Genomic DNA, 21,984 nt, shown 5'->3' on the forward strand with positions numbered 1-21,984 from the left:
CACCTCGTGCCGCTCGCAGTGCTAGCGCTCATCGCCGGCGTGGCTGCTCCTGCGCCGGCCGGCGCCGAGCCTGCGCCACCTACCGCGGCGGCTGCCGCGTCCGCGCCGGTCGAGTTGACCTTGATCACCGGCGACAAGGTCAGTGTCGTCCAAGGCGCGGGGAGGGCGGTGTCGGTCGAGGGCGTCACGCGTGCGCCTCGGGCGACCGGCTCGATCCGGGTCACCGTCGAGCGCGGTGACACGTTCGTGCTGCCCGACGAGGCGACGCCGTACGTCGCGAGCGGGCGGTTGGACAAGCAGTTGTTCAACGTCAGTGAGCTGATCGCGCAGGGGTACGACGATGCGCGGGCGAAGGAGTTGCCGCTGATTCTCACTGGCACGCAGGCTGCTGCCAGGTCGGCGCAGGCGGCGTTGCCCGGGACGACTGTCGCTCAGGAGCTGGCCTCGGTGGGTGGGGCGGCTGTTCGGGCTGAGCGGTCGCAGGTGGCGTCGCTGTGGTCGACCCTGACCGGCGGCGGCGCCGCCCGGTCGAAGCAGGGCGCAGGCACGGACGCCTCCGGGCCGGCGTTCGCCGCCGGGGTCGACAAGGTCTGGCTCGACGCCAAGGCGAAGGCGATGCTCGCGGACACCACCGCACAGGTCGGCGCCCCCGCCGTCTGGGAGACCGGCGCGACCGGCGCCGGTGTGCGCGTCGCCGTACTGGACTCCGGGGTGGACACCACGCACCCCGACCTCGCCTCGCGAATCGTCGCGACCCGGAGCTTCGTCGCCGGTGAGGACGTCGTCGACCGCAACGGCCACGGGACGCACACCGCCTCCACTGTCGCCGGGACCGGCGCCGCCTCGGAGGGCAAGGAGCGCGGCGTCGCGCCCGGTGCCGACCTGGTGATCGGCAAGGTGCTCGGTCAGAACGGCTCGGGCCCGATCTCCGGGATCATCGCCGGGATGGAGTGGGCGGCCCGGACCGAGCACGCCAAGGTGATCAACATGAGCCTCGGTACGGCGGCCTGGCACACCCAGGACGACCCGCTGAGCCAGGCGGTGAACCGGCTGAGCGCCGAGACCGGCGCGCTGTTCGTGGTCGCCGCGGGCAACTCCGGCAACACCCCGTACGCCGTGAGCGCGCCCGGCACCGCCGACGCCGCCCTGACCGTTGGCGCGGTGGACACCTCCGACCAGCTCGCCGGTTTCTCCAGCGTCGGCCCGCGGATGCTCGACGACGGCCTCAAGCCCGACCTGACCGCGCCCGGCGTCGACGTACTGGCTGCCCGGTCGCAGCACATGAACGATGGCAGCGAGGGCTACTACCGGACCGACAGCGGTACCTCGATGGCGGCGCCGCACGTCGCGGGTGCGGCCGTTCTGCTCGCCGGGCAGCACCCGGAGTGGACCGGCCAGCAGCTCAAGGACGCGCTGATGAGCAGCACCAAGCTGACGCCCGCCTACACGCCGTACGAGGCCGGCAGCGGGCGGCTCGATGTCGCGGCGGCCTATCTCCACGGGGAGATCGTCGCGACCGGATCGGTGGACGCCGGACTCGTCCCGTCCGGATCCAAAGCGCCGGTCAGGCGGCAGATCACCTACCGCAACACCACCACCCGCCCGATCACGCTGAAGCTCTCGACGACCGGAGTGTTCACGACCGCAACCGGCCAGCTCACGGTCCCCGCCCGCGGCACCTCGACCGTCGGCCTCGTCGCGAACCCGAAGGGCCTCCAGCCCGGCCAGTACGCCGCGCAGGTCGTCGCCCGTTCCTCGTCCGGCAGCGTCCACACCGCCGTCGGACTCTCCGTCGAGCCGAAGAAGCACGACCTCACCGTCCACCTGAAGGACCGCGCCGGCAAGCCGATCAGCGGCGAGGTCGAGATCACCGGCACCGACGGCAAGTCGACGATCTTCTGGGTGCCGGACGGCAAGCTCACCACCCGCTGGGCGCCCGGCGTCTACACGCTCATCTCCACCCTCGACGTGCAAGGCCGTCACGGCCCTCGCTCGCTCGGTCTCGCCGTCCTGACCGCTCCCGAGGTGAACCTGACCGGCGACCGCGACGTCGTCCTGGACGCGTCGCGAATCCGCGAGGTCAAGGTCGCGACGCCGCTGCCGACGACCGTGTCCACGAGCCGGATCGACCTCTTCCGCTCCTTCACCACGAAGCCCGATCCGAACGATGCCCAGGCGCTGCATGAGATCCTGATGCCGCCCCCGGCGTACGACAGCATCTGGGCGCTGCCGACCAAGACCGGCGTTCGCCAGGGCAGCTTCGTCTTCACCACTCGGTTCCGCGCTGTCCAGACCCCGCTGAAGATCTCGTACGCCGGACGCACGCTCGACGACGCGCTCGTCGTCCAGCCCGGCTCCCCCGCGTTCCGCGACGGCAAGACGCGCATCGCCACGGTCTTCGCCGGGACCGGCACACCGGCTGAGTACAAGGGCCTGTCAGCGCGCGGCAAGGCGGTCGTCGTACGCACCGGCGATCCCGCCGAGCAGGCCGCCGCGGCGCACGCCGCGGGAGCCGCGATGCTCCTGGTCGTCAACGACACCGACGGCCGCAAGAGCGACTGGTACGGCGATCCCGACGGCCGGACCGCCGGGCCGATCCCGACCGCGTCGCTCATGGTCGACGACGGCGAGGCCCTGATCGCGCGGATGAAGAAGACCCGGACCGATCTCGACGTCGAGGCGCACCCGGTGGCCAAGTACCTGTACGACCTCGCCGACTACCACCAGGGCAACGTCCCGGACGACCCGTCCGCGGCCACCGACCCCGGCAGCCTCGCGCGGATCGAGAACGACTTCGCACCGTCGCTCGGCCAGCAGGTGCTGGAGAGCCGCGAGGACAGCCCGGCGTACGAGCACTGGCCGGCCGCGTACCCGTACGCCGGTTTCGGCATGACCCGCGTCCCGCGGTTCCCGCGCATCCCCGCCGCCGGGCACCGGACGGACTGGGTCTCGGCGGGCGCCCAGTGGCAGCAGTACGCATCGATCGACGGCTGGTCGACGTTCACCGACGTCGTCGGCTTCCGGCCGCGCAGCGTGCAGAACGAGCGCTGGTTCGGCCCGATCGTCCGGCCGCGGCTGCTCGGCTTCGAGGTCCCGCACCGGGTCGGCAACGCGATGGGCGGCATGATCGCGGGCTTCGGCGACGGCGGCTCGGCGCACAGCGGGGACTCGCTGATGTCGCGCAGCTTCGCGCTCTACCAGGGCGATCAGCTGCTCGCGCAGAACGGCCCGCGGCCGGACTTCGGCGTCGGCGGTCTCGCGCCGGAGAAGCTCCCGTACCGGTTGGTGGTCGACACCGTCGGCAACGCGGCGCTGACGCCGTACTCGACGACGACGCACACCGAGTGGACGTTCGTCTCCGGCGAGGCCGAGAACGCGGCGCTGCCGCTGGTCCAGCTCGACTACGTCGCGGACGTCGACGCTGCTGGGCGGGCGAAGCGGAACTCGGTCTTCTCCGTCGAACCGGTAGGCGATGCTGTCGTCGCGCTGGAGGTCTCGTACGACGACGGTACGACGTGGCAGCGGCAGCAACTCCAGCAGCGCAAGGGAATCTGGCAGACCTCGCTGCACGCACCGAGTCGGGCTGAGCACCTGTCCATCCGGGCGACCGCCAAGCAGCGCGACGGAAGCGCCGTGACGCAGACGATCACCCGGGCCTTCGGGCTCCGCTGAAACTGAGGCGGCCGGCTCCAGCCGGCCGCCTCAGCTCTGGAAGGTCTCGGTCCCCACCACCCGCAGCAGGTCCAGCCGCTCGCGGGTCTCGCTGTCCGCAGGCGTCAGCACCAGCAGCATCTGCCCGAGGTCAGGCGTGACGAGCGTTTCGCAGTCCATCACCAGGTCCCCGACCCGTGGATGCACGAACGTCTTCCGGTCGGCCCGCCGGACCTCGACCTCGTGCTCGGCCCACCGCCGTGCGAACTCAGGGCTCACAGCCTGCAGCCGGGCGATCAACCGCTCGACGACCGGATCACCAGCCCGGCGCCCGGCGGTCGCGCGCAGATCGGCGACCAGCGTCCGCGCGTGATGCTCACGCTGCTCGAGCGGATGCATCGCCCACGCCTCGGGCTCGGTGAACCACCGGTACGCGTGGTACCGGCGATCGCCCGTGAAGCGGGTGTGGTCGCCGCCCATCAGCACCGACATCCGCGTCTGCGCGAGGATCTCGCCGAGGTCCGACATCACCATCGCCGGGGTGTCGCCGAGCAGATCCAGCATCCGGATCAGCCCGGCCCGGGCCAGCCGCGCGACGCCATCGGCCGGTGGCGGCCGGTGCCCGGCCAGGTGGAACAGGTGATCCCGCTCGTCGTCGGTCAACCGCAGCGTCCGCGCCAGCGCGCCGAGCAGCTGTGTCGACGGCTGACTGCTGCGCCCCTGCTCCAGCCGGACGACGTAGTCGACCGAGATCCCCGCGAGCATCGCGACCTCCTCGCGGCGCAGTCCCGCCGTACGGCGTCGTGGACCGGCCGCGATCCCGACGTCGGCCGGGTCGATCGCCTCCCGGCGGCGGCGCAGGAAGTCGGCCAGCTCGTCGCGTTGCATGTCCTCATCCTGCCGCGCCGCCGGGCGCCGATCCAGGGAGCGCCGCTCCCACGATGAACTCTCCTCTCCCGATCCCGCCTGACCCGAAGCAGGCTGATGCCGAGAGCAACGACAAGGGAGAGCACTGTGCAGACACGAGAACTGGGCAAGAACGGACCTACCACCGGCGCCCTCGGCCTCGGCGCGATGGGCATGTCCGGCGCGTACGGCGAGACCGACCGCGCCGAGAGCATCGCCACCGTGCACGCGGCCCTGGACGCCGGGATGACCCTGATCGACACCGGCGACTTCTACGCGATGGGCCACAACGAGCTGCTGCTCGCGGAGGCCTTGCGGGGCAGGGATCGCGACAGCTACCAGCTGAGCGTGAAGTTCGGGATGCTCGGCCAACCTGGCCACGGGATCGGCGGGATCGACGGCCGGCCCGCGTCGGTGAAGACGTTCCTGGCGTACTCGCTGACCCGGCTCGGCACCGACCACGTCGACATCTACCGCCCCGCGCGGCTGGATCCGCAGGTGCCGATCGAGGAGACCATCGGCGCAATCCAGGAGATGGTCGAGGCCGGGTACGTGCGGCACATCGGGCTGTCCGAGGTGAACGCCGAGACGATCCGGCGCGCGCACGCCGTGCACCCGATCTCGGACCTGCAGGTCGAGTACTCGCTGATCTCGCGCGCGATCGAGCCCGAGGTGCTGCCGACCCTGCGTGAGCTGGGGATCGGGCTCACGGCGTACGGCGTACTGGGGCGGGGGCTGATCTCCGGGCACTGGTCCGCGGACGGGTCGAAGCCCGGTGACCTGCGCGGATTCAGCCCGCGCTTCGCGGCGGAGAACGTCGAGCACAACCTGACGCTCGTCGAGGCGCTGCGCGAGGTCGCCGAAGCGAAGGGCTGCACGGTCGCGCAGCTGGCGATCGCGTGGGTCGCGGCGCAGGGCGCGGACATCGTCCCGCTGGTCGGCGCGCGGACGCGTAACCGCCTCACCGAAGCGCTGCCGGCGACCGAGATCGACCTGACCGCGGACGATCTGGCCGCGATCGAGCGAGCGGTCCCTCGCAACGCGGCCCGCGGCGACCGCTACCCGAGCGCCCACATGCAGGCGCTGGGCGTCGGGAACTAGGTGGTCTGAGACAGCGCGACCGACAGGCCCAGCGCGATCGCCATCACGAGGAGCTCGACGGCGACCAGCTGCCAGAAGGCTGGGCCGGGCTCGATCAGGTTGGTGACGACCTGGCGGCGGTGGATCCAGCCACCGACGATGAGCAGCGCGAACACCGCTGTCTTCGCGATCATCAACCCGCCGTACGACGTGGTGGTGACGGCGTCGACGACCTGGCCGAAACCGCCGGCCTGGGCGGCGAGGCGGCCGGCGCCGCTGAGCAGACCGCTGAGCAGCACGACGAGCGACGAGATCAGCGCGACCTGGCTGAAGCGTTCGAGCACGTACGGAAGGCCGTCGCGGCTCGCCCGCCCGTAGCGGACGAGTCCGGCCAGGCCGCCGACCCAGCTGGTGGCGGCGATCACGTGCAGGACCAGGGCAGCACCAGCCAGTACGACGTACGCCTCGTTGCGCGGATAGGCCGTGAGCGCCGACGGCAGCAACGCGGCGACCGCGACCAGCACGCCGAGGCCCGCGGCGGACGACGTCTGGACGCGGCGGATGCCGACGGCCAGCGCGACGACGAGGATCCCGGTGATCAGCAGCGCCTTCACCTCGGGGACGCCGAGCGCGTCGTCGATCCGGTAGCGCAGCAGGTTCACCGGGGTGTCGAGCAGGATCGCCGACGTGACCACCGCGCCGGCGAACGACGCGACCGCCCAGATGACCGCCGCGTTGCTGGCGTCGCGGACCGCGCGGCGGCCCTGCGTGCCGAGCGGGCCGCCGTCGGTGCGCAGCAGCACCACGGCCGCGAGCAGCGCGCCCGCGCAACCGACGGTCGCGAGCGTCGACAGCAGCCGGAAGAACGGCTGCAACCAGTACACGAACTCGGACGGGCCACCGAGACCGAGCACGTCGTCAGCGGGTTCGCTCCCGGCGGCGAAAACGCCCACCACCAAGGCGATCGAGGCGACCACCAGGGCGGCCAGACCACCCGCGACCAGACGTCCGGGCATCCGGTGCCGGGCGGCGCGGGTCGCGGTCACCGACCGGTCCCGCCGTGGGCGCAGTTGAACACGCGCTCACTATAGGGTGACGAACCTCACGGATGCTGCCGGCGACACCATCTCGTGACCCCGGTGTGCGAACGGTTGCCTGCTCGTGACTTTGTGCAGCCGGGCAGCGAAGACCGTTGCCCTCGGCACCGTCTGCCTAGGCCTTCTTCTGCTCCGGGTCAGCCGGCTCCGCGGCAGCGCCAGCCGGGGCCGGTGAGCTGTCCTCCGTCGGCCGGTCGCCGGACGGTGCTGGGTCGTCCGCAGTGCCGTCGGAGCGGGTCGGCGCCCCATCGGTGGGATCGATGTCGATTCGCTTCAGCTGCTTGCTCATGTTCTTCATCAGCAGCGCCGTGGCGGCAGCGAGCGCCAGGATGATCAGCAGGGCGACCCACCCCGGCTTCACCGTGTTCGGGTCGATCTCGCCCGCCGGGGCTGCGGTCGTCAGAAGAAGGGTCGTCGCGGTCACCAGGCCAGTGTCTCACCGTCCCCACCCGCCGTCAGCGCAGCCCCGCGAACAGGTCGTTCTCGGGGAGCTCGGACTCGACCAGGCTGCGGGCCAGTTCGTAGTCCTCGGTCGGCCAGGCCGCCTGGTGCACCTCCAGCGGCACCGTGAACCAGCCGCCGTCCGGGTCGATCTGGGTGGCGTGCGCCAGCAGCGCCCGGTCCCGGACCCCGAAGTACTCCGCGCACTCGACCCGGGTGGTGATCCGGCGCTCGTTCTCCGGGTCCGGCTTCCAGTCCTTCATCCGTTCGGCGTACGGCGACTCCAGGCCACGGGCCAGCATCGCGTCGTGCAGCGCCTTCATCCGCTCGAAGTGGAAGGTGTGGTGGTAGTAAAGCTTCAGCGGCTGCCACGGCTCGCCCAGCTCCGGGTAGGCGTCCGGGTCGCCGGCCGCCTCGAACGCGGCGACGCTGATCTGGTGGCACATCACGTGGTCGGGGTGCGGGTAGCCGCCGTTCTCGTCGTACGTCGTCACGACCTGCGGGCGGAACTCCCGGATCAGCTTGACCAGCGGGGCGGCGGCGTCCTCGACCTTCATCAGGCCGAAGCAGCCCTCGGGCAGCGGCGGCAGCGGGTCGCCCTCGGGGTAGCCCGAGTCGACCCAGCCCAGCCACTCCTGGCGGATGCCGAGGATCTCGCGGGCCGCGTCCATCTCCTGGCGGCGGATCTCGGTGATGTTCGCGAGCACCTCGGGGCGGTCCATCTTCGGGTTCAGGATCGAGCCACGTTCACCGCCGGTGCAGGTGGCCACCATCACGTCGACGCCTTCGGCCACGTACTTCGCGGTCGAGGCAGCGCCTTTGCTGGACTCGTCGTCGGGGTGGGCATGGACATGCAGCAGGCGAAGATCTTCGGTCACAAGACACAATGGTCCTCCAAGCCCGAGGAGAACCGTTGACCGACCCAGCCGTGACCGACCTGGACGCCCGCTACGGCCGTACGCCGCGCGGCCGCCGACCGCTGCTCCTGATCGCGGTGATCGGCGTCGTCGCCGTCGTCGCGCTGGTCTGGCTGGTCCGGGTCGCGTTCGTCCAGTCGACGCCGCCGGTGTCGTCGCGCCTGCTGGCGTTCACGGTCCCGTCCGACACCTCGGCGACCGCGACGATCCAGGTGGACAAGCGCGCAGCGGTCGAGGCGTCGTGCCGGCTGCAGGCCAAGGCGGCGGACTTCTCGATCGTCGGCGAGGTGACGCTGAAGGTCCCGGCCGACGCCCCGAAGCAGCAGACGCTGCCGGTCACGTTGACAACGCAGCGAGCCGCGACGTCGGTGGTGCTGATCGGGTGCACGACCGCCGGCACGGCGCGTCCGCACTAGCGTTCGGGCGGCGTCCAGCGCTCGCGTGCATGGCGTGTGCGCCGACGGTCGTCGTACGTCCGTAGTACGGACAGAAGTCTTGGCCGGAGCGGTGGAAATCGTTTGCCTGAGCGGTCTGCGGGGAACCGGCCGGGTGTTTGAACCGGCAAAGACCTGTGGGGTTCCGGGCCCGTTCTTGCTACGCTCGGAGGATTGGTCGCCGTCGACGACGGCGGCCTTGAGTATTTCCGACCCATCCCATCAACAGAGGAGCAGCCCGTGACGCAGAACATCGAGGACAGCGTTGTCTGGCTGACACAGGATGGCTACGACCAGCTGAAGTCGGAGCTCGAGCACCTGAAGGGCCCGGCCCGGGCCGAGATCACCCAGCGGATCAGCGACGCCCGCGACGAGGGCGACCTGAAGGAGAACGGCGGGTACCACGCCGCCAAGGACGAGCAGGGCAAGATCGAGGCCCGGATCCGCCAGCTGGAGGACATGCTGCGGCGCGCCCAGGTCGGCGAGACGCCGAAGCCCGGCGGCAAGGTCGAGCCCGGGATGAAGGTGTCGATCAAGTTCGCCGGTGACGACGAGGTGGAGACCTTCCTGCTCGGCTCCCGCGAGCTGCTCGCGCTGGACGCGTCGGTCGACATCGACGTCTACTCCCCGCAGTCCCCGCTCGGCTCGGCGATCCTGGGCAAGAAGAAGGGCCAGAAGGCCACCTACGAGGCCCCGAACGGCAAGCCCGTGACGGTAGAGATCGTCGCCGCGGAGCCGTTCACCGGCTGACCGCGCCCCGACACCCAACAAGTACCGGCCACCGCTCGGGGGCCGGTACTTGTTGCGTTCGAGGCGACGAGGGAGCCCTTCACAGGCTGACCACACCTCGCCACCCGACACCCCAACAAGTACCGGCCACCGGTCGAGGGCCGGTACTTGTTGCGTTTCAGGTGACGAGGTGTCGTTCGACTGCTCAGTGTCCGGTCGTTCGCCGGTACTTCCGGACCGCCAGTGGTGCGAAGATCCCGATGATCACCGCACACCAGATCAAGCTCAGCCACACCGGGTGCTGGGCCGGGAACCCGTCCGGGCTCGCGAACGGCGACGGATTCCCGAACAGGTGCCGGCAAGCAGCGACGATCGAGGAGATCGGGTTCCACTCCGCGACCGGCTGCAGCGCGCTCGGCAGGTTCGGGGTGGGCACGAACGCGTTCGACAGGAACGTCAGCGGGAACAGCCAGATCAGGCCCGCCGACGCGGCGACCTCGGGGCTGCCGACCGACAACCCGATCAGCGCGCCCACCCACAGCATCGCGAACGCGAACAGCAGGAGGATCGCGAACGCGCCGAGCGCCTGGCCGAAGCCGTTGTGCCAGCGCCAGCCGACGATGAACCCGCAGATCACCATCACCAGCATCACGAACGCGTTGAACACCACGTCGCCGATCACCCGCCCGGCGATCACCCCGGACCGCGCCATCGGCAGCGAGCGGAACCGGTCGATCAGGCCCTTGGACATGTCGTCGGCCAGCCCGACGCTGGCCGAGGCGACCGCGAACGCCATCGTCTGGGCGAAGATCCCGGACATCAGGAACTCCCGGTACGCCCGCGCGCCCGGGAAGCCCGGGATCGGGATCGCGTTGCCGAACACGTAGGCGAACAGCAGCACGAACATGATCGGCTGGATGGTCGCGTAGATCAGCATGTCCGGCGTCCGCGGGATCCGCTTCAGCGTCCGCCAGGCCAGGATGCCGGCGTCCGACACGGCCCGCCCGACCGGACTCTGCTGCCGCACCTCGGTCGGCCCGCTCTGCGTCACGTCGGCGCTCATCGCCCGGCCTCCGCCCGGCTCGCCGCGATCGAGGAGTCCCGCAGGCTGCTCGCGGCGGTGCTCGACGAGGCGGTCGCGCCCGTCCTACCCGCGCTCGCGGCGGCGCTCAGCGAGGCGGTCGCGGCGTACGTCGTACTCATGCTCGGGCCTTCTTTCCGGTGGTGGCCGACTCGTCGGCGACGGTGTCGGGGTTGTCGGTGGCGTGCCCGGTCAGGGTCAGGAACACGTCGTCGAGGGTCGGTCGGCGCAGGCCGATGTCGGCGATGCGGATCCCGTTCGCGTCGAGCGTCCGGATCACCTCGACCAGCGCGGCCGAACCGCCCGGCGCGGGCAGCGTGACCCGCTTGGAGTGCTCGTCGAGCGAGGTCGACTCCGGGTCGCTCACCTGCAGCGACGCGGTCAGCAGCTCGAGCGCGCGGCCGGTGTCGCCCGGCTCGTGCACGACGACCTCGATCCGCTCGCCGCCGACCTTGGCCTTCAGCTCGTCCGCGGTGCCGCGGGCGATCACCGAGCCGTGGTCGACGACCGCGATGCTGTCGGCCAGCTCGTCGGCCTCTTCCAGGTACTGCGTGGTGAGCAGGATCGTGACGCCCTCGCGGACCCGGTCGCGGATGATCTGCCACAGGTCGAGCCGGCTGCGCGGGTCGAGCCCGGTGGTCGGCTCGTCCAGGAACAGCACCTTCGGGTGCGCGATCAGCGACCCGGCCAGGTCGAGCCGGCGGCGCATGCCGCCGGAGTACGTCTTGAGGATCCGGTCCGCGGCGTCGGTGAGGTCGAAGATCTCTAGCAGCTCGTCGGCCCGCTGCTTGGCCTGCGCGCTGGTCAGCCGGTAGAGCCGGCCGAACATCCACAGGTTCTCGCGGCCGGTGAGCAGCTCGTCGACGGCGGCGTACTGCCCGGACAGGCCGACCAGCTGCCGGACGGTGTCGGCCTCCTTGACCACGTCGTGCCCGAGCACGCGCGCGCTGCCGGCGTCGGGCGCCATCAGCGTGGTGAGCACCCGGACCGTGGTGGTCTTGCCCGCACCATTCGGGCCGAGCAGCCCGACGACGCTGCCCTCGGGCACTTCCAGGTCGATCCCGTCGAGCGCCTTCACGGTGTTCTTCCGGGACCGGAACGTCTTCACGAGGCCGGTCGCCTCGATTGCAGCCATCAGAGCCGCCCCCTCCTGAGTGTGATGCAGATCATCCTGTCGGAGACTCCCGACAGTTTTCGAGCTGTTTCCTCTGGAGTAGATACGCTAACAGTTATATAAGTCATCGCCACTATTTAGTTGCAGACTCCAACTTGAGTCCCATCGACTCAAGTTTCTTGACATTGAGTCGACAAGACTCAACTTCGGGGTCTACGGTCCCGGAATGGGCATCCTGAGGCACCCCGACTTCCGCCGGCTGTGGATCGCCGACCTGCTCAGCCAGCTCGGCGCGCGGCTCGGCATGATGGCGATCCCGCTGCTCGCCCTGCTCACCCTCGACGCGACGACGTTCCAGGTCTCGCTGCTGCGCACCTGCGAGACAGCGGCCTGGCTCCTGCTCGGTCTGTTCGCCGGTGCCTGGGTGGACCGGATCCGCTGCCTGCCGGTGCTCATCGCCGCCGACCTGGGGCGAGCGGCGCTCTTCGGCTCGATCCCGGTCGCTGCAGCGTTCGGCGTACTCGGCCTGCCGCAGCTGTACGTCGTACTGGCGCTCGCCGGGCTCCTGACCGTGCTGTTCGACGTAGCGCACAGCTCCTATCCCCCGCGCCTGCTGACACCCGACCAGCTGCTCCCTGGCAACGCCCGGCTCGCGGCCAACCACAGCGTCGCGGCAGTCGTCGGAGCGGGCGCCGGCGGCGTACTGGTGCAGTGGCTCTCAGCTGCGACGACAGTCGGCCTGAACGCGCTCGGTTTCCTCTGGTCAGCCCTGTGGCTGCGCTCGATTCGTACGCCGGAGCAGAAGCCACCCGCGCCCGAGCACCGCAACCTGCGCCGCGAGATCGCCGAGGGCCTGCGCTACGTCTTCCGCCACCCGCTGCTGCGCCCGCTGACCCTCGACACCGCCACCACGATGCTCTTCCAGGCCGCGAACTCCGCCGTGGTGATCGTCTTCCTGGTCCGCGAGATCGGCCTGTCCCCCGCGACCATCGGCCTGCTCAGCATGATCGGTCTGCTCGGCGCGATCGCCGCCTCCGCCTTCACCGAACGCCTCAGCCACCGCGTCGGCGACGCCCGCCTCCAACTCGTCGCCGCGCTCGGCCTCGGCGTCGCCTTCACCCTCCAGGCGCTCACCACCGCCGGCTGGGGCCTGACCTGGTACGTCGGCTCGACCCTGCTCGCCGCGATCTGCATCATCGTCGGCTACATCCTCCAGGTCAGCACCCGCCAACGCGTCTGCCCACCCGACCTCCAGGGCCGGGTGAGCGCCACGATGTCCTTCGTCAGCTGGGGCGCGATGCCCGTCGGCAGCCTGCTCGGCGGCGTCCTGGGCACGGCGTTCGGCCTCCGCCCGACCCTGTGGATCTCCGGCATCGCCACGTTGCTCGGCACCGCGTGGCTGATCTTCTCGCCGTTCCGGACCCTGCGCACGATCCCGACGGAGCTGGAGTCGCTCAAGCGTCCCGGCTGACGAAGCAGACCACCGCCGCCGTACCGGTGCAGAGCAGCCAGACCAGCAGGACCGCCGTACCGCCGGCAGGACCGAAGGAGCCGGGATCGGCCGCGTACAGCGCGCGGCCGGCCTGGTCGGGCAGCCACCGGGACTGGTCGGTGACAGTCGCCAGCAGCGGCGAGGCCACGATGACCCCGCCGAACATGAGGACCAGCGCCGGGACGAGCGACCGGACTACGACGGTGACCGCCGCTGCCAGCAACCCCACGAGCACGAGGTACGCCGCTGCTCCGGCGACCCGCCAGAGCGACGCCCGGGGCGGTTCCGTCGCCCAAGCAGTCGCCACTGCGGCCCCCAGCGCGGCCACACTGGTGACGGTCGTGGCGATCAGGTGCGCCACGGCCTGGCCCGCCAGAGACACGATCCGGTTGGGCACTGCCGTCAGAGTCGTCCGCAGCTCATGACCGCCGTACTCCGAGGCCACGCCGACCACGCCGAGCACGATCGTCCCCACTTGCAGGAACGCGACGCTGCCGAGCGCGATTGTCACCGCGTCCGCAGCGGGGTCGGTGTTCGAGCTCGCGGTCGCCGCCGTCACGACGACCGCCGTGACCACCGTGACCAAGCTCGTGATCCACGCGGCGGGCAGCGTCCGCAGCTTGATCAGCTCGGCCGCGATCGCCTGACCGGTCACGCGTCGCGCCGGTTCAGTACGACGCCCGCCACCAGCAGCAGAGCAGCCGCCCACGCCGCCATCACGAGGCCGCCGGTGATCGGAGGCAGCGCGTCGTCGACGGCGGTGAAGGTCTCGCCGGCGAACAGCCGGGTGCCGGCCAGATCGGGCAGGTACCGGGCCAGCGGCGTCACCTTCCACAGCAGGAAGGACACCGAAACCACCGTGCCGTTGGTGATCAGCACGATCAGCGGCACGATCCCGCTCCGGGCCAGGACCGTGATCGCGAGCGCCATCAGCGCGGCCAGCACCCAGTAGAGCCCGGCGCCGAAGAACCTGCCGATCGGCGGACCGGCGCCCGCAGGTGCCGCGTCGCCGATGATCGTGGCGGCCGCGGCGAGCGAGATCGACAGGCTGACCAGTGCCGCCAGTACAACGAGCGCCGCGACGACGACGGCCTTCGCCGCGAGGACCGTCCACCGCCGGGGCGCCGCGAGAAACGTCGTACTGATCTGCCGCCCGCCACCCGCGTCGGTGCTGTTCGCGGTGTACTCGCTGCTGATCGCCACGATGCCGAGAACCATCGCACCGGCGGTCCCGAGCGGTACGGCGCTCAGCGCCGCTTCGGCCGCGCTGGTGAAGCCGACTCGATCGGTCTGCCCGGAGGTGAGCGCGTCGCGGACGTTGACGGCATTGAGCACGGCGAGCGCGATCGGGCCGATCACCGCCACCGCAAGAGCCACAGCGGTGGCGGGCAGCGTCATCGTCTTGCGCAGTTCGGCGACGAGGAGATCCTTCACCGCTCCGCCCCCGTCCGGCCCGGGCGGGTCAGCGCGAAGAAGGCGTCCTCCAGCGACTCGTGCCCGGCTCCGATCTCGGCGCACGGACCGGAGGCCACGATCCGCCCTTCGGCGAGCACGACGAGATCGTCGGCGAGCTGAGCGATCTCGCCGATCTGGTGGCTGGACAACAAGACCGTCCCACCCGCCGCCGCGTGATCCTTCAGCAGGTCACGCAGCCAGCGGATCCCGTCCGGGTCCAGGCCGTTCGACGGTTCGTCCAGGACCAGCGCTTCGGGTTCGCCCAGCAGTGCGGCGGCCAGCGCGAGGCGGCGCCCCATGCCGAGGGACAGTCGGCCGGCTCTGGTCCGCCGGCTGTCCGCCAGTCCGACCTGGTCCAGCACCGCGCCGACCCGGCGCTGCGGAATTCCGTTGCTCCGGGCAACCCAGGCGAGGTGCTCACCGGCCCGGCGCGACCGGTGCGCACCGGAGCCGTCGAGGACCGAGCCGACGGTGCGCAGCGGGTTCCGCAGTACGCCGTACGGGCGCCCGTCGATCAGGGCCGTACCGGAGGTGGCGCGGTCCAGGCCGAGCAGGATCCGGAGGGTCGAGGACTTGCCCGCGCCGTTCGGGCCGAGGAAACCGGTGATCCGGCCCGGGGCGGCCCGGAAACTCACCTCGGACAGCACCAGGCGGGAGCCGCGTCGTTTCACGAGTTGGTCGATGGTCAGCATGCTGTCCATCCCAGCGCCCGCAGCCGTGGTCCGGATCGGCCCCAGGACCGGACTTCGGCGGGCGGCTCGGTCCTGGGTCTGTCGGACCTGGGTCCGGGATTCTCGTCCGACTCCGTCCTGGGTCTGTCGGTTCTGGGTCCGGGCCTTTCGTTCGACTCCGTCCTGGGACTGTCAGACCTGGGTCCGATGCCTGGTCGGCCCGCGGCTCCTAGACTCGCTCTGTGGAGGCTGGCCGTCCGACCCGGAGCTCAGGCATCGGCTTCGCGGCCGGAACCGTCGCGGTGCTGCTGCTGTCCCTGCTGTTCGTCGCCGGCGCACCGGATCCGGCCACCCTGATCGCGCCGGTCGTCATCACGGCGATCGCGATCGCGGTCTCGGTCTGGGCCGTGGTCCGGAGCCGCCGGCAGCGGCGCGAGTACGAGGAGCGACTGACCGCGTGGGCCGGCGAGCAGGCGGTTCAGGCCGAACGCCTGCGCATCGCCCGCGACCTGCACGACCTGGTCTCGCACGGGCTCGGCCTGATCACCATCCGCGCCGCCGTCGCCCGCCGGGCCGGCGCCGGCACCGCCGCCGAGCTGAACGCCGCGTTGGGCGACATCGAGCAGGTCAGCCGCGGGACCACGACCGAGCTGCGGCGGATGCTGAACGTGCTGCGCTCGGCCGACGGCGAGCCGGCGCCGCTGCGGCCCGCGGAGACGCTGGAGGATCTCCCAGCGATCGTCGACGAGGCCCGCGCCGCCGGGCTGCAGGTCACGCTGGAGCTGCCCGCACTCGTCGACGTCTCGCCCGGTGCACAGCTCACGGTCTGCGCCGTCGCCCGGGAGGCGCTCAACAACACCCTCCGCCACTGCGGCCCGACCCGAGCGCAGCTCGCCGTACGACGCGAGGACGGCGTCCTGCTCACGGCGTACCGCGACGAGGGCCCGATCGCCGGCTGGACCGCCCATCACGGCGGCGGCCACGGGCTGACCGGGCTGCACGAGCGAGTCACCGCCCTCGGCGGCACCCTGACCGCCCGCCCGGCGACCGCCGGCTTCACGGTCGAAGCCCGGCTCCCCGACGGGCCCACCGGATGAGCGCCACGCGACCCGCAGCCCCTGCTGCCGCAGGAGATCTCGGGGTCACTCCGCGCCCCCGGCCGGGACCGCGCGGATGAGCGCCACGCCGGTCCGGGTGCTGATCGCGGACGACCAGCCGCTCCTGCGGCACAGCCTCGCGCTGCTGATCGACGCGACCGACGACCTGACCGTCGTCGGGCAGGCCGCGACCGGGCGCGAGACGGTCCAGCGCGGGCGGGAGCTGCGGCCGGACGTCGTACTGATGGACATCCGGATGCCCGGCGGCGACGGCATCGAGGCGACCAGGCAGCTGACCGGCGACCGTACGCTCGCCGGCCAGCGGGTGCTGGTGCTGAGCATGTTCGAGCTCGACGAGTACGTGTACGCCGCGCTGAGGGCGGGCGCCAGCGGCTTCCTGCTCAAGGACGCCGAGCCCGACCAGCTGCTCGACGCCGTACGCCGGACGCACCGCGGGGAGTCGCTGTTCGCACCGCGCATCGTCACGCGGCTCGTCGAGCACTACCTCGACCGCCCGGCGGTCCGCCGTCCGCGCACGCTCGACCGGCTGACCGAACGCGAAACGGAGGTCCTCGTCCAGGTCGCCCGTGGGCTCTCCAACGACGAGATCGCCGGCGTACTCGGCATCTCGATCAAGACCGTCAAGACCCACATCGGCAACCTGCTCGCCAAGCTGGCGGCCCGCGACCGGGCCCAGCTCGTCATCACCGCATACGAAGCCGGACTGGTCGCCGCCCGGTGAGCGGCACGACAAGAACCGGAGGCCTCGGACAGGCAATAACCTGTCCGAGGCCCCCGGTCGGTGTCCGAGGCCCCGCTAGGCGACCGGCTCGAGAAAGAACACCGGGATCATGCGATCCGTGCGGGCGGCGTACAGGGCGTAGTTCGGCCAGGTCTTGACCATGTGCTCCCACACGACAGCTCGTTCCTCGCCGGTGACCTCCCGCGCGATCGCCTCGCGCCGCTCAGCACCGACCACAACGGTCACCCGATCGGCAGCGCGCACGTTCACCACCCACACGGGCTCCTTGAGGCCGCCGAAGTTGGAGCCCGCGATCAGGTACCCGTTCCGGTAGGGAACACAGAGCAGCGGCGTAGAACGCGGCACCCCGGACTTCCGCCCAGCCACGACAAGCATCAGGTTCGGCAGCCCAGCAACCCGCAGCAGCGACCAGCGCCCGCAGCTCCCCCGCTGCAGCAACTTGTCCACCCACGTGATCTGCGGCAGCAGCCTCGGCATCCAGCCCACCGACCCGATCTTCACCGCCAGCGGCGTCAACAAGCCCATCAAGCGACGCTATCCCGTCTGACTCCGAAAGAGCGCGGCGAACCTGCCGCCCGCGGCGACCAGTTCGTCGAAGGTTCCCGACTCCACGATCGATCCCCGGTCGAGCACATGGATGCGATCCATGGCCCGGAGTGTCCAAGCCCGGTGGGAGACAACGATCGTGATCCGGTCCGTACGAGTCCGCTGAAGTCGCGCGAACACCTCGTACTCGGCCTCCGCATCGATCGCTGACGTCGGCTCGTCGAGAATCCAGACAGGTGCGTCGCGGGCGTAGATCCTCGCCAGAGCCATGCGCTGCCACTGGCCGCCGGAGATCCCGGCTCCGCCCTCCCACTGATCGCCGAGCTGCGTGTCAAGGCCGCTGGGCATGGATGCGACGACATCCGCTGCCTGCGCCTTCGTCAGAGCGCCCGCGACCTCGTCGTCGGACAGCGCCCGTGCAGGCTGTCCCAGCTCCACCGCGTCGCGTACTCGCAGCTCGAAGCGACCGAACTCCTGCGACAGCGCGCCGAACATCGCGAGGCGGTCGGCCTCCTTCAGCTCGGCGGCGTTCCGGCCGTCGACGAACACGGCTCCCGCGCTCGGCTCGAGGGCTCCGATCAGGCAGTTCACCGCGGTCGTCTTTCCGGCACCGTTGGGTCCGACCAGCGCCACCATCTCGCCGCGTCGCGCGCTGAAGGAGACGCCGTCGAGGGCCGGCGGCGAGGTTTCGTCGTACGAGAACCTGAGATCCACCGCCTCGATCTCCTGGACGGCGGGCGCCTCCTTCTGCGGCGTCGGCGCGGGAACATCGTCGAGCAACTGAAGATGGCGCCCGACCCTGGGCGATGCTTCGGCCAGTGATCCGAGCGCGAACCCTGCGGCTCGGATCGCGCCGGCCCCGGCCACCGCAGCGACGACGCCTGCTGCCGCTCCTGCTGTTGCTTGGCGGGTCACGAGGACGAGGAGCGCCGCGGCGATCAAAGCGCCGGTGACGACCCCGGCAACGGTTTGAGCCCTCAGCACAGGCCGCAGCAGGCGACTCTCGTAATCGGCCACCTGGTGATATTGGGCGGCCGTCCACGCGGCGACGCGCCGGCCGGTGCCCAAGCTGTTGAGCTCAGTTGCGCTCCTCTGGTGAGTGAGCAGCGATTCCAGGTAACCCGCGCGTCGTGAAAGAGCCGCCAACGGAGCGTCCATCCGATCCTGCACCCGATTCAGCCAACTGGCGGCCAGGTAGACGGGCAGGGCCGCCAGCAGGACCAGCAGGCCGGAGAGGATGCTGAAAGTGAAGACGGCAACACAGACACCGATGGCGCTGACCATTCCCTGCAACGCCAGGAGGATGTTCAGGAACACGTATCCGGTGTGCATCGGGATCGCGTCCTTCGCGGACTGCACCCGGTCGACGGTGTCAGGCCGACGCAGCATCGACGGGGGCATCGCGGCCACCGCGTGGGCCAGCTCGCCGTGAAGCTCGGCCCGGGTCCGGCTGACGATCTGATAGCCGAGGGCGCGGACCGCCTGCGCCAGTGGTTCCGCCGCACCGACACAGATTGCCACCGCGATCGTCCCCGTCGTCAGGGCGCTGGATTCCCCGGTCGAGACAGCGTCGACCAGGCGAGCGATCAGGACCACCTGCAGACCAGGCAGCAGGCTGACCACCACCAGCAGTCCCAGGCTGCCCGTGGTCAACGCCGCTGAGCTTCGCCAAGCCGACCGAAACCCGAACACGCACGTGGTGAAGATGTTCTGCGACGACGACGCCGATTTCGTCTTCCGGGGCATTGCCCGAGACTACGGAGCGCGCCGGTCAGTCCGGGCTGAGTTGCCATGCCTGGCGGCCGCGGTGCGGCCGCCAGGGAGAACCGTTCAGTCCGAGGTGATCTGTGCCGAACCCACCAGCACCTCGACGTCCAGGGCCGCGCGGCCGCGGCCGATCTCGACGTCCTTGGACTGGCCGTTGACGGCGCCGGCCCAGGTCACTCGGCCGAGTTGGGACTCGGTGTGGACGCGGACGTCGGAGCCGCGGCGGAGGTTGACCGTTGCGGCGCCGGACTCGATGCGGACGCGGGAGCGGCCCTTGGTGACCTGGGCGTCGAGGTGGGCCGAGCCGGCCTGGACGAGCATGTCGATCGGGCCGTCGACGTCGTGGACCTTCGCCGTACCGGCGGTGACGCGGACGCGGGTCAGGCCGGGCAGGCGCTCGGCGACGACGCTGCCGCCGGTCACCTCGACCTCGACCTCGAGCATCGGGTTGACCCGGATCGACAGCTCCTTGGCGAAGCCGTTCACGTGCGCCTTCAGGTCGGTCGGGTTGCGCAGCATGCTGAAGCCGTCGAGGGAGACGCCCATGTCGCCCTCGCTGTTGATGGCGAGGGTGCTCCCGTCGCGCTTGATCACGTGCGGGCCGTCGACCGCGACACCGGTGATCGCGGACTCGCCGATCAGGCGCACCCGGCGGCCGACGGCGCGGATGGTGACCCGCTGCACGCCGGAGGGGACGGGCACGTTGCTGTGCTGCACTTCTTCTTCAACTTCTTCTTCAGCAGGTGCTTCGTCTACAACACTGTCTTGAACCGGTACGTCGACCACCGGCGCGGGAGCGGTGTCCGCGGCGTCCGGGGAGTCGACCGCGTCCGCCCACACCGACGCCGACGGGACGTCAGCCTCCGCGGCGGCGTCCGCCTCCGGGGAGGTGGTCGCGGCAGGCTCGGCAACCGGCGTGTCCGCCGTGGGCTTGGTGACGGCGGCGATCAGGGTCGCGGCCTCGTCGCTGGACAGGTGGCCCTTCGCGACCCGGTCGAGGATGTCCTTGACCCGGCGGTCGTAGTCGCTCTGGTTGCTCATGTGCTCCAGTCCAGCACCCCGACGGGTCCAAACCAATAAGGGATGGCCCCGAACTCTCCCGAGAACAGCAGTGCGGGTCTCGGGGAGTAGCCCGGGACCCGCACTGCGGCATATACCCTCAACAGCCCCGATCAGGGCCGGTCGTTGGCCTCAGACAGCCGGCTCCATCTCCTCGGCCGCCAGCTCCCGCTGCACCGCCTCGAGCTGCGCCGCGTCGGCGGCTTCAGCCTCGCGACGAGCCCGCAGCCCACGCAGGCCGGTGAGCCCGATGATCAGACCCAGCGCCGCGATTCCGGTCACGACGCCCAGCGCAGGCTTGTACGCCGACAACATCCCCTCCGGCGTCGTCACCCCCGCGGACTGGCTGCTGATCACCGCGGTCACGACGGCGAGCACGATCGCGCCGCCGACCTGGTTCGAGGTGTTGAACAGCCCCGACGCGAGCCCCTGCTCGTGGTCCGGCACCCCGGACGTTGCCTGGATGTTCAGCGCCGGGAACGCGATCGCGAACCCGAGCCCGATCAGCATGATGGTCGGGAACACCGTCGCGAAGTACGCCGACTCGGGCCCGATCCGCAGCGACAGCGCGTACCCGACGACGAACAGCGCCATCCCCGCGACGATCATCCGCTCGGTGCCGATCCGGTCGGCGAGCTTGCCCGCGTTCGGCGACAGCGTCGCCACCAGCAGCCCGGCCGGGAGGAAGCCCAGCGCGGTCTCGAACGACGACCAGCCGAGCAGGTTCTGCAGGTAGAGCGTCCCGATCAGCTGGAACGCGACGTACGCGCCGAAGACGGTCAGGATCGCCAGGTTGGCCCGCCGCAGCGAAGGCGCGCGAAGGATCCCGAGGCGTACCAGCGGGTGCTTGGTCCGGCGTTCGATCAGCACGAACGCCGTCAGCAGTGCGGCGGCGAGCACGAACAGCCCGATGGTCTGGACCGAGGCCCAGCCGGCGTGCTCGGCGCCGACCACGGCGTACACGAGCGAGAGCATGCCGGCCGTGACGGTGACCGCACCCGGTACGTCGTACCCGCCGGCCGCGTCGTCGCGCGGGCTGTTCGGGATCAGCTTGAGCGCGAACAGGAACACGATCAGCGCGACCGGGCCGGGCATCAGGAAGGTCCATCGCCAGCCGACCTCGGTCAGTGCGCCGCCGAGGATCAGGCCCATCGAGAAGCCGCTGGCGGCGCAGGTGGTGAAGATGCTGAGGGCGCGGTTGCGGTCCGGGCCCTCGTGGAAGGTGGTGGTGATGATCGAGAGCGCGGCCGGCGCGGTGAACGCGGCGGCGACACCCTTCACGAACCGCGCGGCGATGAGCAGTTCGGGGTTGGTGGCCAGGGAGCTCAGCATCGAGACCACGGCGAAGACGGCGAGCGCGATCAGGAAGACCTTGCGCCGCCCGAGCAGGTCGGCGGTGCGGCCGCCGAGCAGCAGCAGTCCGCCGTACCCGAGGACGTAGCCGGTGACGACCCACTGCAGGGACGACAGCGAGACGCCGAGGTCGGCGCCGATGGAGGGCAGCGACATACCGACCATGGACACGTCCAGGCCGTCGAGGAAGATCACGCCGCAGACCACCAGGAGCGCGCCCCACAGGCGGGCGTCCCAGGTCATGCGAGCCGGAGGTGTGTGCGTTGTCTGTGTCACGAGGAGAGAGCTTTGCATGCATGTGCATCTAATGTCCAGGCATTAAATGCGTTTG

The 21,984-nt window shown here is 70.7% G+C and carries 21 protein-coding genes; 7 read left to right on the top strand and 14 right to left on the bottom strand.

Translation table 11 applies throughout. The features are described 5' to 3' along the window. Positions 1-39 precede the first annotated feature (39 nt). The gene (locus tag AB0M01_RS03945; protein WP_363665360.1) at positions 40-3,672 is read left to right on the top strand and encodes a S8 family serine peptidase; all 3,633 of its coding nucleotides are present in this window, start codon (positions 40-42) and stop codon (positions 3,670-3,672) included. A gap of 30 nt (positions 3,673-3,702) precedes the next feature. Here AB0M01_RS03945 and AB0M01_RS03950 read toward each other — a convergent pair whose 3' ends face one another. Beyond that, positions 3,703-4,539, bottom strand: coding sequence for a helix-turn-helix transcriptional regulator (locus tag AB0M01_RS03950; RefSeq protein WP_363665361.1), 837 nt, complete (start codon positions 4,537-4,539; stop codon positions 3,703-3,705). A gap of 126 nt (positions 4,540-4,665) precedes the next feature. Here AB0M01_RS03950 and AB0M01_RS03955 point away from each other — a divergent pair, with 126 nt between their 5' ends. Continuing rightward, positions 4,666-5,658 carry an aldo/keto reductase gene (locus AB0M01_RS03955; RefSeq protein WP_363665362.1) on the top strand — a complete coding sequence of 331 codons (993 nt, stop codon included), beginning with the start codon at positions 4,666-4,668 and terminating at the stop codon, positions 5,656-5,658. On the opposite strand, the gene AB0M01_RS03960 is transcribed toward AB0M01_RS03955, so the two are convergent. From AB0M01_RS03960 to mca, 3 genes are all read right to left on the bottom strand, one after another. After that, complete coding sequence (locus AB0M01_RS03960) at positions 5,655-6,683, bottom strand: CopD family protein (RefSeq protein WP_363665363.1); 1,029 nt, start codon at positions 6,681-6,683, stop codon at positions 5,655-5,657. The genes AB0M01_RS03955 and AB0M01_RS03960 overlap by 4 nt on opposite strands. A gap of 166 nt (positions 6,684-6,849) precedes the next feature. Further along, a complete protein-coding gene (locus AB0M01_RS03965) occupies positions 6,850-7,158 on the bottom strand; it encodes a hypothetical protein (protein WP_363665364.1) in 309 nt (102 codons plus the stop codon). A gap of 31 nt (positions 7,159-7,189) precedes the next feature. Continuing rightward, the gene (gene mca, locus AB0M01_RS03970) at positions 7,190-8,053 is read right to left on the bottom strand and encodes a mycothiol conjugate amidase Mca (RefSeq protein WP_363665365.1); all 864 of its coding nucleotides are present in this window, start codon (positions 8,051-8,053) and stop codon (positions 7,190-7,192) included. Between the two features lie 35 nt (positions 8,054-8,088). Between mca and AB0M01_RS03975 the strand changes: the two genes are divergently transcribed. After that, the gene (locus tag AB0M01_RS03975) at positions 8,089-8,508 is read left to right on the top strand and encodes a DUF4307 domain-containing protein (protein ID WP_363665366.1); all 420 of its coding nucleotides are present in this window, start codon (positions 8,089-8,091) and stop codon (positions 8,506-8,508) included. A 258-nt stretch (positions 8,509-8,766) separates the two neighbouring features. Continuing rightward, entirely contained in the window at positions 8,767-9,276 is a 510-nt protein-coding gene (gene greA, locus AB0M01_RS03980; RefSeq protein ID WP_344180317.1) for a transcription elongation factor GreA, read from the top strand. A gap of 184 nt (positions 9,277-9,460) precedes the next feature. On the opposite strand, the gene AB0M01_RS03985 is transcribed toward greA, so the two are convergent. From AB0M01_RS03985 to AB0M01_RS03995, 3 genes are read right to left on the bottom strand one after another with little or no spacing between them, the layout of a single operon-like run. Then, positions 9,461-10,318, bottom strand: coding sequence for an ABC transporter permease (locus AB0M01_RS03985; RefSeq protein WP_363665367.1), 858 nt, complete (start codon positions 10,316-10,318; stop codon positions 9,461-9,463). After that, positions 10,315-10,458 (bottom strand): hypothetical protein, encoded by a 144-nt coding sequence (locus AB0M01_RS03990; protein WP_363665368.1) that lies wholly within the window; start codon positions 10,456-10,458, stop codon positions 10,315-10,317. Before AB0M01_RS03990 ends, AB0M01_RS03985 begins: the two co-directional genes overlap by 4 nt. After that, entirely contained in the window at positions 10,455-11,471 is a 1,017-nt protein-coding gene (locus AB0M01_RS03995) for an ATP-binding cassette domain-containing protein (protein WP_363665369.1), read from the bottom strand. Before AB0M01_RS03995 ends, AB0M01_RS03990 begins: the two co-directional genes overlap by 4 nt. 205 nt (positions 11,472-11,676) lie before the next feature. Between AB0M01_RS03995 and AB0M01_RS04000 the strand changes: the two genes are divergently transcribed. After that, entirely contained in the window at positions 11,677-12,921 is a 1,245-nt protein-coding gene (locus AB0M01_RS04000) for an MFS transporter (protein WP_363665370.1), read from the top strand. On the opposite strand, the gene AB0M01_RS04005 is transcribed toward AB0M01_RS04000, so the two are convergent. From AB0M01_RS04005 to AB0M01_RS04015, 3 genes are read right to left on the bottom strand one after another with little or no spacing between them, the layout of a single operon-like run. Then, the gene (locus AB0M01_RS04005) at positions 12,905-13,597 is read right to left on the bottom strand and encodes a hypothetical protein (protein WP_363665371.1); all 693 of its coding nucleotides are present in this window, start codon (positions 13,595-13,597) and stop codon (positions 12,905-12,907) included. The two genes, AB0M01_RS04000 and AB0M01_RS04005, sit on opposite strands and share 17 nt — an antisense overlap. Further along, on the bottom strand, positions 13,594-14,376 hold the full coding sequence (locus tag AB0M01_RS04010; RefSeq protein WP_363665372.1) for a hypothetical protein: 783 nt from the start codon (positions 14,374-14,376) through the stop codon (positions 13,594-13,596). The genes AB0M01_RS04005 and AB0M01_RS04010 overlap by 4 nt, the downstream gene beginning before the upstream one ends. Next, positions 14,373-15,089, bottom strand: a complete 717-nt coding sequence (locus AB0M01_RS04015; RefSeq protein WP_363665373.1) for an ATP-binding cassette domain-containing protein — start codon at positions 15,087-15,089, stop codon at positions 14,373-14,375. The genes AB0M01_RS04010 and AB0M01_RS04015 overlap by 4 nt, the downstream gene beginning before the upstream one ends. 221 nt (positions 15,090-15,310) lie before the next feature. Here AB0M01_RS04015 and AB0M01_RS04020 point away from each other — a divergent pair, with 221 nt between their 5' ends. After that, positions 15,311-16,165, top strand: a complete 855-nt coding sequence (locus tag AB0M01_RS04020) for a histidine kinase (RefSeq protein ID WP_363665374.1) — start codon at positions 15,311-15,313, stop codon at positions 16,163-16,165. 76 nt (positions 16,166-16,241) lie between these two features. Continuing rightward, a complete protein-coding gene (locus AB0M01_RS04025; RefSeq protein WP_363665375.1) occupies positions 16,242-16,907 on the top strand; it encodes a response regulator transcription factor in 666 nt (221 codons plus the stop codon). 75 nt (positions 16,908-16,982) lie between these two features. Here the strand turns inward: AB0M01_RS04025 and AB0M01_RS04030 are convergent, their stop codons facing one another. From AB0M01_RS04030 to AB0M01_RS04045, 4 genes are all read right to left on the bottom strand, one after another. Continuing rightward, complete coding sequence (locus tag AB0M01_RS04030; RefSeq protein ID WP_363665376.1) at positions 16,983-17,453, bottom strand: nitroreductase family deazaflavin-dependent oxidoreductase; 471 nt, start codon at positions 17,451-17,453, stop codon at positions 16,983-16,985. 9 nt (positions 17,454-17,462) lie between these two features. Next, complete coding sequence (locus tag AB0M01_RS04035) at positions 17,463-19,220, bottom strand: ABC transporter ATP-binding protein (protein ID WP_363665377.1); 1,758 nt, start codon at positions 19,218-19,220, stop codon at positions 17,463-17,465. 84 nt (positions 19,221-19,304) lie between these two features. Then, positions 19,305-20,282 carry a hypothetical protein gene (locus tag AB0M01_RS04040; RefSeq protein WP_363665378.1) on the bottom strand — a complete coding sequence of 326 codons (978 nt, stop codon included), beginning with the start codon at positions 20,280-20,282 and terminating at the stop codon, positions 19,305-19,307. A gap of 150 nt (positions 20,283-20,432) precedes the next feature. Next, positions 20,433-21,896, bottom strand: coding sequence for an MFS transporter (locus AB0M01_RS04045; RefSeq protein WP_363665379.1), 1,464 nt, complete (start codon positions 21,894-21,896; stop codon positions 20,433-20,435). Positions 21,897-21,984: the final 88 nt, after the last annotated feature.

The sequence above is a fragment of the Kribbella sp. NPDC051770 genome, assembly GCF_040681455.1.
Taxonomy (GTDB): Bacteria; Actinomycetota; Actinomycetes; order Propionibacteriales; family Kribbellaceae; genus Kribbella.